Genomic DNA, 12,359 nt, shown 5'->3' with positions numbered 1-12,359 from the left:
AATAGGTGCCATGGATAAGTTTAACAACATGCGGGTGTTTTGCCGGATCGTCGAGCTCGGCACCTTCTCGGCGGTTGCTCGAGAATTGAAGTGCTCGACGATGATGATCAGCAAATATATGGCCCAGCTCGAAGCGTCGTTAGGCGTGGTTCTGTTGAACCGCACCACGCGTAGCTTGAGTTTGACCAGCGCCGGCGAGGCTTACTACCATCGCAGCCGGCAGTTGCTGGAGGACTTGGCCGATTTGGAAGCCGCTACCGGTCAGATGGGCGAGCGCATCAAGGGCCACATCAAGGTCAGTGCACCGATCGATTTCGGCGGCATGTACATGGTACCGGTCATCGAACGCTTTTTGCTAACCTATCCGGAAATCAAGATATTGATGACCTTGGACAACAAACCGCCTAATTTGCGCATCGGCAACTTCGACATTTCGCTGTTGGTCACCGATACCCTGGACCCCGGCGTAGTGGCGCGCAAGATCGCAGAAACCGAACTATGCACCTATGCGTCTCCCGCCTATTTGACCGAACAAGGCACGCCGCAACATATAGAGGATTTGAGCGACCACCGCTGCCTGCATTACGTCGATACACCGCACGGCGATTATTGGTTGTTTAACGTCGCCGGCGAATTGCAGCGGATTAAAGTGGATTGGTTGCTGGCCTCCAACAACGGCCGGGCGCTATGCCAAGCCGCCGCGTTGGGCATGGGCATCGTGCGGGCGCCGCGCCTGTCGGCCGCGCCGCATTTGCAAAATGGCGAGTTGGTCGAAATTCTCAAGGATTACCAGCGCCCGGCGCTGGCGGTCTACGCCACCTATTTGCAACGCCGATTTTATCCGGCCAAACTCACCGCCTTCGTCGAATTTCTGCTGGACTATTTCGGTAAGTGACGCGAGAGGCAAGAGACGATTCGGATGGACCCAAGTTGGCCGCCGAGTCGCGATTGCGGGTCAAAAACAGGCCCGACTGATAATCCGTGAGCGGCGAATATCGTTTTGCACTGCTACGCCCGGAGTGGCAAATCTCGATTTGCCTGATAACTTCTGCCAAATCCGCCAAACCTGGAATCGCAGGCTATCGGCGTATTATGTTTAGTTAAAACCGATTTGCTTGGTTTCAGTCTGTTGCTCAAGCTTATGACTGGCGTAAATTGCTTGTGCTTCCGCGTCGTTATCCAGCGGATACACGCCTATCGCCTGGCCGGCGGCGGCTTTTGCTCCCTTGGATTCACGCAATAGAGTCCAGAGGGAGCCGATTTTGGCGGTATTGGTTTACTGACGCCATTGCGCGAGCAGCGCGAGCTGTTGTTCGAGCGTCGGCAGGCCGGGTCTGGCGCCCAAGCGTGTGCAGCACAAGGCGCCTGCCGCGCTGGCGTAGCGCAACAGGGTTTGCCATTCCAGGCCGGCGGCCAGACCGGCGGCGAAGGCGCCGTGAAACGCATCGCCGGCGCCGGTGCTGTCCACCGCCAGCACCGGCGGCGCTTCCAACGCGCCGGTTTCCGTGCCGCGCCGCCAGATCAAACCGCGCGCGCCGAGCGTGATGACGGCGGCCGGCGCGAGTTCGGCGAATTTGACCAGCGCCGCCTGTTCGTCGCCGGCATATTGCACGGCCATTTTTTCCGAGCAAACCGCATAATCGACTTTGTCCAACAGGGCCAAGGTGCCGGCGTGCAGCGAGCCGCCGTCCAGCACGCTGCCGGTCTGGTCGTCCGCCGCCGCCAGCGCGGTCAGCGATAGTCCCGGTTCGTGACCGTCGCAAAGCAGGACTTTGGCTTCCCGGCCGGTGAAGCTTAATCGCTCGGCCGGCAAGGCTTCGGTCCCGCCTTTGTAATTGATGAGGGCCCGTTGGCCGTTGGGCTTGACCAGTACCGCCGATAGCGGCGTCGGCGAATCGCCGCGCACCACCCATTGCGTACCGACCCCGGCCGCCAGCAATTCCCGCAAGTGGCTGTCGCCGTAGACGTCGTTGCCCAAATAGCCGCAGAAGCCGGCGCTAGCGCCCAATCGGGCGACCGCCACCGCCGCGTTGGCGGCCGGTCCGCCGCCGCAGCCAAGCAAGTCGTCGGCGACGGTCTTTTCGTCGGGACCGGGATGGTGCGAAATCGCGAATACCAGGTCGTAACTGGCGTGACCTATGCAAAGTACATCCAAGCGTTGGGCGTTCGTTGTCATCGGCGGATTGTGTTCGTGGTTAAATGAGCGATTATACCTTCCGAACCGACCGGAAAAGTCCGGCGATGCCTTGAGACGCAGGCGGGCAGATGATTTAATGTCGTCCGTTTTTCCGGTCGCGTCGCGGCCGGTATGTTCGCCGGCCGGCCGGTTTATCCCGTTACCTTTACCAAAACCTTGAATATCAAAGCCGTTTTAGTGTCCCTTTCCTTATTCGTTTTGTCGGAGTCCGTCTTGAGCGCTGAACCCAACCCAAGTCCCGTGGAAGAGCGAGTGCAAGCGCTATTGGCGCAAATGACGTTGGAAGAAAAAGTCGGCCAAATGACCCAGATCGACTTCAGCGTGGTGTCGGTCGCCAATGGTCAGGATGCCGAGAATCCGGTCGATCAAGCCAAATTGGACGACGCCATCTTTAATCATCACGTCGGTTCGATTCTGAATACGCCGACCACGCCGAACAACCGTGCCCAGCCTATCGAAAAATGGCGGAACATCACCCAAAGCATTCGGGACACCGCCGCGCGGTCGCGCTTGAAAATTCCGGTGATTTACGGCATCGACGCGATCCACGGCGCCACCTATACCCAAAACTCGGTCTTGTTTCCGCAGGCGATCAGCATGGCGGCGACCTTCAATCCCGAATTGTCGTTCAAGGAAGGCGAAATCGTCGCCCGCGAGGTCAAAGCTTCCGGTTTGGACTGGAATTTCTCGCCTGTGATGGACATTGGCCGACAGCCGCTGTGGCCGCGATTGTGGGAAACCTACGGCGAGGACGTGCATCTGGCGCAAATCCTGGGCGGCGCGTTCATTAAAGGCCACCAGGGCGAGGATATGGCCGCCGCCGACAAGGCGCCGACCTGTCTAAAGCATTACGTCGGCTACAGCTATCCGTTGAACGGCAAGGATCGCACGCCGGCCTGGATCGGCGAACGGGCCTTGCGCGAATGGTTTTTACCCGGATTCGAAGCCGGCGTATTGGCCGGCGCACCGACCGTGATGATTAACTCGGCCGAAGTCGATGGCATACCCGGCCACGCCAATTATCATTATCTGACCGAGATCCTGCGCGGCGAACTGGGTTTCAAAGGCTTCACGGTGTCGGACTGGGAAGACATCATCCGTCTGCACACCCGCGACAAACTGGCGGCCAGCCCGCGCGAGGCGGTGAAGATGGCGGTGATGGCCGGCGTGGATATGAGCATGGTGCCGTTCAATTTCAGCTTTTACGATTTATTGCTGGATTTAGCCAAAAGCGGCGAAGTGCCGCTCAGCCGTATCGACGAGGCGGTGGCGCGCATTCTGCGCGTCAAATTCCAAACCGGTCTGTTCGAGCGTACCGAGCCGGCCTTGCCGGTGGCCGGCTATTTCGCGACCGCCGAGGCGGTTGAGGTCAATCGACAAGCGGCGCGGGAAGCCATCGTATTAGCGAAAAACGACAACCGCATGCTGCCGCTGTCCAAAACAGCCAGTATTTTGGTGACCGGTCCGACCGCCAATCTGCTCAGTGTGATGAACGGCGGTTGGACGATTACCTGGCAAGGCGCGTCCGAGGAACTGTATCCGAAACAGTATCCGACGTTGTTGCAGGCGATTCAGCGTAAAACCAGCGGCCAAGTCACCTTTGTCGGCGGTCAGCGTTTCAGCGATGAAATCAACATCGAGCAAGCGGTTAACGAAGCCCGCAAACACGATGTGGTAGTGCTGGCGCTGGGTGAAAAACCGTATACCGAAACCGAGGGCAATATTGACTCGTTGGCCCTGGACCCGGTGCAACTGCAGTTGGCTAGGGCGATCTTCGAAATCGGCAAGCCGGTGGTGTTGGTGACTTTCGGCGGCCGGCCGCGCATCATCACCGAAATTGCGGAAAAGGCGAGGGCGGTGGTATTGGGCTTTTTGCCCGGTATGGAAGGCGGCGCGGCGCTGGCCGACATTTTGTTCGGCGATGTCAACCCGAGCGGCAAACTGCCGATTTCCTACCCGCGCGCGGTCAACGACATCACGCCCTACGACCATAAACCCATCGAAGCTTACGAGACCAATCAATATCGGCCTTTGTATCCGTTCGGCCACGGTTTGAGTTACACCCGTTTCGAAACCAGTGGATTGTTGGTGAAACCGGCGCAAATCAAAGCCGGCGACAGCGTGGAAGTTAGCGTCAAGGTTAAAAATACCGGCACGCGGACCGGCAAGGAAACCGTGCTGGTTTACTTGAACGACATAGCGGCTTCGGTATCGCGCCCGGTCAAGCAGCTAAAAGCCTTCGAGAAAGTCGAATTGCAGCCCGGCGAGCAAAAGACCTTGCATTTTACGTTGACGGCTCAGGCCATGTCCTTCATCGGATTGAATATGCGGCGTGTCGTCGAACCGGGCGATTTCAAGGTGATGGTCGGCGACGAATCCGTGCCGTTCAGTGTCTTGCCGAATTAAGCGGAGAGTGCCATGACCGACGCGCGGAAAGCCGCCAACCCGTATCTGGGTTCGCTGACGATCCTGACTTCGCTGTTTTTCATCTGGGGTTTCATCACCTGCCTGAACGACATTCTGATTCCGCATTTGAAGGCGGTGTTCACGTTGAATTACTTCCAGGCGATGCTGATTCAGTTTTGCTTTTTCGCGGCCTATTTCGTGATGTCGGTGCCGAGCGGCCTGTTGGTCGAAAAGCTCGGTTACCAACGGGGCATCGTTATCGGCTTGGCGGTGGCTGGCTGCGGTTGTCTGTTGTTTTATCCGGCGGCCTGGCTGCGCCTGTACCCGCTGTTTTTGACCGCGTTTTTCGTGTTGGCTTCAGGAATTACCTTGTTGCAGGTCGCCGCTAACCCTTACGTCACGGTGCTTGGGCCACCGGAAACCGCATCGAGCCGCTTGACCTTGACTCAGGCCTTCAATTCGCTGGGCACCACGCTGGCGCCGTTTTTCGGGTCCTGGTTGATATTGGCGACGGCGGTGAAAAGCGCAGAGCAGATTCAAGGTTTGAGCGCGGAGGACTTGGCGGCCTATCAGGCCGTCGAAGCGGCGGCGGTACAGCATCCGTATTTGCTGTTGGCGACGGTGCTGTTTTTACTGGCGGTCGTGTTTGCGCTGCTGAAACTGCCGGCCGTCGAAGCCGAAGCGTCGTCAGCCGGTGGCGTAGGCGGCGACAGCCGGGCCAGCGCCTGGTGTTATCCACATCTGGTGCTGGGCGCGCTGGCGATTTTTGTTTACGTCGGCGGCGAAGTGTCTATCGGCAGCTTCTTGGTGAGTTTTCTGAGCCAGCCGGACATCGGCGGCTTCACCGACGCCGAAGCCGGTCGCTATGTGTCGTTTTATTGGGGCGGGGCGATGGTCGGCCGCTTCGTCGGCGCGGCGGCGATGCGTTCATTGGCGCCCGGCGGGGTGCTGGCGTTCAACGCCTTGAGCGCGGCAGGCTTGGTGGCCGCGACGATGCTGATCGGCGGCGGCTGGGCGATGTGGACGATCTTGGCGGTCGGCTTGTTTAACTCCATCATGTTTCCGACTATCTTCTCGCTGGCCTTGACCGGCTTGGGCAAACATACCGGGCAAGGCTCCGGGATACTCTGCGCCGCGATTGTCGGCGGCGCGATTTTACCGGTGCTGCAAGGCGCGTTGGCGGATCGCTGGGGGATACAACATGCGTTTATCGTCCCGCTGCTGTGCTATCTGTACATCGGCTATTACGGCTGGCGGTGCCGCGCGCTGCAAGTTGCTTAATGCCTTAGCGCTTCAGCCTTTCAGGAACTTGGCGCGAGTCGGCGAATGGATGATTAACTCCGGTATCGCCGATAGCGGCAGTTCGCCGTCGGTTGCCCCCAGTTTCACGGCTTCCTTGGGCATGCCGTAGACCACGCAACTGGCCTCGTCCTGTGCGACGGTCAAGGCGCCGGTGTCGTGCAATTCCTTCATCCCGTGGGCGCCGTCGTCGCCCATGCCGGTCATGATGATGCCCAATGCGTTTCGGCCGGCCGCCTGGGCCGCCGAGCGGAACAGCACGTCGACCGACGGCCGATGCCGACTGACCAACGGGCCGTCCTTGATTTCCACCCGATATTGGGCGCCGCTACGCCTCAGCAACATATGCTTGCCGCCCGGCGCGATCAGCGCCAAGCCGGGAATGACCCTGTCGTCTTGCTCGGCCTCCTTGACGTTGATTTGACACAAACTATCCAGGCGCTTGGCGAACGCGGCGGTAAAGGCTTCGGGCATGTGTTGCACGACGACGATGCCCGGCGTGGTGCGCGGCAGTCGGGTCAATACGTATTCCAGGGCCTGAGTGCCGCCGGTCGAAGTGCCGATCGCCACGACCCGGTCGGTGGTTTCGCCTATCGTCGTCGCGGTCGAGGGTGGGATCACCGAATCGGCGTTCAATTTGGGATTGACGATCAACGCGGCTTTCGGGACGGCCGGCGCGGTCTTTTTGACGCGGGCGCGGGCGGCGCCGCGGATTGCGTCGGCAACCTGGCTTTGGGCTTCCTGCAAAAAGCCTTTCAAATTGACGGTAGGCTTGGTGATGATATCCACTGCGCCGGCGCTCATGGCTTGCATCGTTACCTCGGCGCCGCGCGCGGTCAACGTCGAGCAAATTACCACCGGCGTCGGCCGTTCGCTCATCAGTTTGCGCAGAAAGGTGATGCCGTCCATCCTCGGCATTTCGATATCCAACACGATCACGTCCGGCCAATCTTTTTCCATCTTGGCTTGCGCGAAGATCGGGTCCGGCGCCGAACCGATGACCTTGAAACCGGGAATGTCGGCCAGTAGCGCGGTTAATACCTGTCTGACGACCGCCGAGTCGTCCACGATGAAGATTTTGATGTCCGTCATAGTAATCGTCCTGCCGAGGGTGGCTACCAGAAATCGATGTCGCCGGTAGTGCGTTTGGTTTCGTCCAAGGTTTTTTTCCAGAACCGACGTTCGTCCTGAACCACCGCCAGCTCCAGGCCGTGGCCGATTTTTTTGATATACACCGAAAAATCGCTGCCCATGAAATGCACGTTGCGACCGTAGTCGCCGCCCAGGCAGGCGCTGACGATCGGTATGTTTTCGTTTTTTAAAAATTCGCGAACGAATTGAACGTTGACGTCGCCGACCGTCGGCCGATTCCAACTGTCTTCGCGAAGTTTCAGAACGTTGCCGCCGCCGAAACATTTGGCTTTCAGTTGCGAGCGGTCGGCGCCTTTTTTCATCATGTCGTTGATCAACAATTCCATCGAATAAATGCCGTAGCGGCCGTAATCGGACTGAATAATAGGCGTATTTGCCGCTTGTTGTTTGTAAGCCAGCAGAAAATGGTTCATCCCGAACACGCCGTTGACCGAATCGTACAGGCAGACCGCGACGCAAGAGCCCAGCAGCGTCGATATCACTTCCGGCTTGCGGGATACGTAATGCTCGCCCGGATCGATGGTTATGCGTTGGGTATTGCGGTAAGGGGTGGCTCTCATGACAGTCGGTAGATCGAGGGTACGACGGTTTGCAGGCGTTGCGTGACCGAGTGCAGGCTTTCCGAGTGGCTGACGACGAAGTAGCCGTGCGGTTGCAGCGCGGGCAACAGATTTTCGACGACGCGTTTTTTGGTATCCGGATCGAAATAGATCAACACGTTGCGCAGAAAGATCGCGTCGAATTTACCGAGATGGCCTGGCAAGGGCTGGGTCAGGTTGATTTGCTCGAATTTGACGCGTTCGCGCAGCTCGGCGTTGACCCGGAAATGGCCGGCTTGGCTGCGGACGCCCTTCAGGCAATATTTTTCCATCAGACGGCGCTCCAATTGTTCGATTCTGTCCAGTGGATATATGCCGGCTCTGGCGACCTCCAGTACTCTGGTACTGAGGTCGGAACCCAGGACTTCCCAGGCTCGATTGCGGCCTTTGTCGGCCAGCACCATCGCCAGCGAATACGCCTCCTCGCCGCTGGAGCAAGCCGCGCTCCAGATTCTGAGCGGCTGAGTCGGCCAGGCGGGGAGCATCTTGTCGCGCAGGAACTCGAAATGGCTGGGTTCCCGGAAAAAATAGGTTTCGTTGGTGGTCAACGCGTTGACCAGTAGCTGGAACTCGTCCGGGTGTTCGGGATCGGTCGCTAGGCGGAAATAGGCGCCGTAGTTGTCGAGGCCGTAAAAGTTCAGACGTTTAGCCAAGCGGCTGGCGACCATGACGCGTTTTTCCGGGAGTAGCGCGATGCCGGCGTGTTCTTGCAGCAAGCGGCGAAACCGCTCGAACTCTTCCGGCGTGATGGGCGAAATGCTGATAACTGGGTCCTCCACAAACCGAATAACGGGCCGCCGTTAAGTTGAATGATGCCATAAAACCCACTAAGATCAATCGTAGTCATTTTATTCAATTCCGGAACCACTATGCCAACCCCAGCCGGTCTATCGACAGCCGAACTTTCCGATGCCACCAGTTTCCGTCTATTGCCGATCGGTTTGAGCGTGCTCAGCAGCTCGGCCGTCGTCCTACTCGGGAATTTTAGTCCACTTTCGTGGGCGCTGGCCGCCGGTCTGGTTCTCGGCGGGTTTGTGGTCGGCCAATATTTGGCGGTGCGCTTGCGCGAGCGGGTTCAGCGTTGCGCGCAATTCTGGCAAGGCGACGAAGACGATAAAGTCAACGATTTAAAGATTTACGTCGGCGAATTGGAGCGCTTGTTCCTGCAAGTCGTGCCGATAGTACTGAGGCAAGTTCAGACCTCCCGCACCCACACCGAACGGGAAATCACCGTGTTGACCGATCGCTTCGCGGCGATGGCGGGCAACCTGGAACAGTTGATTGCCGGCACCGGCCAAAACTCAGGCGGACGTAGCGTGGATTCGCTATTCAACGAGAGCCGCGGCGCGCTATCGGCTGTGCTGGCGGCCTTGGGCCAAATTCAGGAAGTCGAGCATACCGTCGTCGACGAAGTTCGAAAATTGTCGTCGCACACCCGCCAGTTGGACTCGATGGCCAAGGAGGTCCGCAAAGTGGCCGAGCAAATTAATTTGTTGGCGCTGAACGCGGCGATCGAGGCTGCCCGCGCCGGCGAAAATGGGCGCGGATTCGCCGTGGTTGCCGACGAAGTCCGCAAGCTGGCCGGATTTTCGTCGTCAACCGGCGAAAAAATCAGTCAGGCCATCGGCGATATCAATCGGGCGATGGAGTCGACGTTGAAATTGTCGGAAGCCTCCGGCAGCAATGACGACAGAACCATCCGCGACGCGGAACAGTCGATACGTTCCGCGCTGGACGACTTGCAGCGCGCGCTGGATGCTTCCAAGAGCGAAGGCAATCTGTTGCGAGGTCATAGCGCCCAAATTCGCGACGAGATTTTCTCGGTACTCATCGCTTTCCAATTTCAAGATCGGGTCAGCCAAATGCTCAGCCATGTCGAGCACAATCTCGAAGGCCTGCAAAATGCGGTCGAAACCCGTCACGACAGTAGCGACTGGCATGCCGGCAGCCTTGATGTCGCGCAAATTCTTTCCAGGATGGAGCTAAGCTATACGATGCCGGAAGAGCTGATCAATCATACTTCAGGCGCGGCTGTCGAGAGTGCCGGGCCGGCGGACGACGGCGATATCACGTTTTTCTGATCCAAGACAAAATCGTCGGCGGCTTCGGCGATTACGATAACTTTGTGGCCGGTTCCGGTCGGTAGTGAGGGGCGTTTCGTGAGCATCCGGGAAATAACGGTGGATGGCGGCCGAGTGGAGCTCGCCGCGCAGGCTGAGTTGACGATCTATCAAGTCCGCGATGCGCGCGGGCAATTGGCGGCCTATCTGGATGTCGCCAGCGAATTGCAGATCGATCTATCCGCCGTTCGCGAGTTCGACGGCGCCGGCGTGCAGTTGTTGATGTACATGAAACAAGAGTGCGCGCGCCGGGATGTCGCAATGCGGCTGATCGGCCATAGTCAGGCCGTCGTCGATGTCTTCGAATTGTTGAACCTGGGCGAGCATTTCGGCGATCCGATGGTGTTAACCGCAAGTGGGAATGAATCATGAGCGATTTCGATGCCGCATTAAACATTTTTGCCCAGGAAGCCGGCGAGTTGCTGAACGATATGGAAGACGCGTTGCTGGCGCTGGAGTCGGCGCCTGGCGATGCCGAAATCGTGAACCGCTTGTTTCGAGCCATGCATACCATCAAGGGTTCGTCGGGGCTGTTCGGATTCGATCCGATCGTTGCCTTCACGCACGAAGCGGAAACGGTGCTTGACGGCGTCCGCCAGGGCGAGCGGCCGATCGACGCCGAATTGATTTCCGTGTTGTTGGACAGCAAGGATCATGTTGCCCAGCTGGTTGAACATTGTCTGGCGGCGCCGGAAACGGCGTTGCCGGAGGATTTGGTGGCACGCGGGCGCTTGCTGATCGGCCGTTTGGGCGGACGGTGCGAAGGTGCGGTTAGCCCGGCGCCGGAAGCTTCGGTATTGACCAGTGAAGCCGGCGGACCGATTTCAGCGGACGACCACTGGCTCATTTCGTTGGCATTCGGCGAGAATGCGTTTCGCAACGGCATGGACCCCTTGTCGTTCATTCGCTATTTGACCACGCTGGGCGAGATTCGCCAGATATTGACGCTGGCGCCGACGATGCCGGCCGGCGATTCGATGGACCCCGAAAGCTGTTATCTGCATTTCAAGATCGCTTTGCAAAGCGAGGCGAACAAGCAAACCATCGAATCGGTTTTCGAATTTATCGTCGACGACTGCGACATCAAAATTTTGCCGCCGAACGCCAAGCTCAGCGACTACTTGGGGTTATTGGACAATTTGGAGCCGTCGCAGTGGCAAAAGCTCGGCGATATGTTGGTCGAAATCGGCGCCCTGACGCGCGGCGAAATCGACTCCGCGTTGCGAGAACAGGATGCCGCCCGATGCGCCGGAGCCGGCAAGCCGATTGGTGAAATCCTGGTGGAAAGACAGGTGGTACAGCAACCCATCGTCGAGCATGCCTTGCTGAAACAGGAGCAGACCAAGCAAAAGTTGGCTGCGGAAGCGAATTACATCCGCGTCGATGCCGGCAAACTGGGCCATCTGATCGATCTAGTCGGCGAATTGGTGATCTCCAGCGCGGCGATGAATTTAATCGTCGAGCGCCATGGTCTCGGCGATGCCGGAGATGTCGCGGCCGGCATGAACGCGTTGGTCGGATCGATACGCGATACCGCGTTGGAGCTGAGGATGGTGCAGATCGGCGAAACTTTTTCGCGGTTTCGGCGCGTGGTCCGGGATGTTGGCAAGGAGTTGCGCAAGGATATCGAGCTTTATATCAGCGGCGGCGAAACCGAATTGGATAAAGCCATGGTCGAAAAGATCAACGACCCGCTGACGCATTTGGTCAGAAACGCGCTCGATCACGGCATCGAACCCCCGGAGCAGCGCTTGGCGGCCGGCAAGCCGGCCCAGGGTAGCGTGCATCTGAACGCGTTTCATCAGTCCGGCCACATTGTCATTCAGGTTTCCGATGACGGCGCCGGCTTGAATGCCGACAAAATTGTCGCCAAGGCGATTGCCGCCGGTTTGATCAAGGCCGATCATAGTTTGAGTCGCCAGGAAATTTACGGTCTGATTTTCGCGGCCGGTCTCAGCACCAAGGAACAAGCGACCAGCCTGTCCGGGCGCGGCGTCGGCATGGATGTGGTCAAGAAAAACATCGAAGCGCTACGCGGTAGCGTCGCGATCGACAGCGTCGAAGGCCAAGGCACGACGATCAGGATCGAGCTGCCGCTGACGCTGGCGATCATCGACGGATTCATGGTTGGCTGCGACCGCGAGCGTTACATCATTCCGCTCAATCTGGTCGACGAATGTCTGGAGATGGGTGATAAGGAATGCAACATCGACGAGGTCGAGCACTATATCAATCTGCGCGGTCAGGTGTTGCCTTACCTGCGCTTGAGCGAATATTTCCAGCAACCCAGAACCGAAACCGGCGAGGGGCGTCGGGAAAGCATGGTGGTGGTGAAATCCGGTCGCGGCAAGGCCGGTTTCGTCGTCGACGAATTGCATGGCGAGCACCAAACCGTCATCAAGCCGCTGGGCAAGGTGTTCGAAAAGTTGACCGGTATTACTGGCGCCACGGTACTCGGCGACGGTACCGTGGCCTTGATTTTGGATGTTCCCGGCCTGGTCCAGGCCGCCATGACGCGCCGCCCATCCCGATTAACCGCATCCAGCGCGTGACAGTAAATCACTTTTTCCTTTGCCAAACAGGGTC

At 58.4% G+C, this 12,359-nt stretch carries 11 protein-coding genes; 6 read left to right on the top strand and 5 right to left on the bottom strand.

Features of this window, described 5'->3' with window-relative positions:
* Nucleotides 1-10: 10 nt before the first annotated feature.
* Complete coding sequence (locus ACQE3E_RS14215; protein WP_071157984.1) at nucleotides 11-895, top strand: LysR family transcriptional regulator; 885 nt, start codon at nucleotides 11-13, stop codon at nucleotides 893-895.
* Between the two features lie 201 nt (nucleotides 896-1,096).
* Here ACQE3E_RS14215 and ACQE3E_RS14210 read toward each other — a convergent pair whose 3' ends face one another.
* Nucleotides 1,097-1,240: a hypothetical protein gene (locus ACQE3E_RS14210; protein ID WP_313729961.1), complete on the bottom strand. Its 144-nt coding sequence runs from the start codon at nucleotides 1,238-1,240 to the stop codon at nucleotides 1,097-1,099.
* A gap of 36 nt (nucleotides 1,241-1,276) precedes the next feature.
* A complete protein-coding gene (locus ACQE3E_RS14205) occupies nucleotides 1,277-2,176 on the bottom strand; it encodes a carbohydrate kinase family protein (RefSeq protein ID WP_313729962.1) in 900 nt (299 codons plus the stop codon).
* Nucleotides 2,177-2,410: 234 nt separating this feature from the next.
* Here ACQE3E_RS14205 and ACQE3E_RS14200 point away from each other — a divergent pair, with 234 nt between their 5' ends.
* Together ACQE3E_RS14200 and fucP are read left to right on the top strand one after the other, a co-directional pair.
* A complete protein-coding gene (locus ACQE3E_RS14200; protein ID WP_427500685.1) occupies nucleotides 2,411-4,603 on the top strand; it encodes a glycoside hydrolase family 3 N-terminal domain-containing protein in 2,193 nt (730 codons plus the stop codon).
* 12 nt (nucleotides 4,604-4,615) lie between these two features.
* The gene (gene fucP, locus ACQE3E_RS14195) at nucleotides 4,616-5,884 is read left to right on the top strand and encodes an L-fucose:H+ symporter permease (protein ID WP_427500684.1); all 1,269 of its coding nucleotides are present in this window, start codon (nucleotides 4,616-4,618) and stop codon (nucleotides 5,882-5,884) included.
* Nucleotides 5,885-5,896: 12 nt separating this feature from the next.
* Here the strand turns inward: fucP and ACQE3E_RS14190 are convergent, their stop codons facing one another.
* From ACQE3E_RS14190 to ACQE3E_RS14180, 3 genes are read right to left on the bottom strand one after another with little or no spacing between them, the layout of a single operon-like run.
* Complete coding sequence (locus tag ACQE3E_RS14190; RefSeq protein WP_313729967.1) at nucleotides 5,897-6,994, bottom strand: protein-glutamate methylesterase/protein-glutamine glutaminase; 1,098 nt, start codon at nucleotides 6,992-6,994, stop codon at nucleotides 5,897-5,899.
* 23 nt (nucleotides 6,995-7,017) lie between these two features.
* A complete protein-coding gene (locus tag ACQE3E_RS14185) occupies nucleotides 7,018-7,614 on the bottom strand; it encodes a chemotaxis protein CheD (RefSeq protein ID WP_064025676.1) in 597 nt (198 codons plus the stop codon).
* Nucleotides 7,611-8,432 (bottom strand): CheR family methyltransferase, encoded by an 822-nt coding sequence (locus ACQE3E_RS14180; RefSeq protein ID WP_427500683.1) that lies wholly within the window; start codon nucleotides 8,430-8,432, stop codon nucleotides 7,611-7,613. Before ACQE3E_RS14180 ends, ACQE3E_RS14185 begins: the two co-directional genes overlap by 4 nt.
* A gap of 90 nt (nucleotides 8,433-8,522) precedes the next feature.
* On the opposite strand from ACQE3E_RS14180, the gene ACQE3E_RS14175 reads away from it, so the two are divergent.
* From ACQE3E_RS14175 to ACQE3E_RS14165, 3 genes are all read left to right on the top strand, one after another.
* Entirely contained in the window at nucleotides 8,523-9,734 is a 1,212-nt protein-coding gene (locus ACQE3E_RS14175) for a methyl-accepting chemotaxis protein (protein ID WP_064025672.1), read from the top strand.
* Nucleotides 9,735-9,812: 78 nt separating this feature from the next.
* The gene (locus tag ACQE3E_RS14170) at nucleotides 9,813-10,145 is read left to right on the top strand and encodes an STAS domain-containing protein (RefSeq protein ID WP_082885370.1); all 333 of its coding nucleotides are present in this window, start codon (nucleotides 9,813-9,815) and stop codon (nucleotides 10,143-10,145) included.
* On the top strand, nucleotides 10,142-12,325 hold the full coding sequence (locus ACQE3E_RS14165; protein ID WP_427500682.1) for a chemotaxis protein CheW: 2,184 nt from the start codon (nucleotides 10,142-10,144) through the stop codon (nucleotides 12,323-12,325). The genes ACQE3E_RS14170 and ACQE3E_RS14165 overlap by 4 nt, the downstream gene beginning before the upstream one ends.
* Nucleotides 12,326-12,359: the final 34 nt, after the last annotated feature.

This window comes from Methylomonas sp. MED-D, assembly GCF_050276835.1.
Classification (GTDB): Bacteria; Pseudomonadota; Gammaproteobacteria; order Methylococcales; family Methylomonadaceae; genus Methylomonas; species Methylomonas koyamae_A.
The sequence above is the reverse complement of the archived record's forward strand: the minus strand, read 5'-3'. Positions and strand labels throughout refer to the sequence as shown.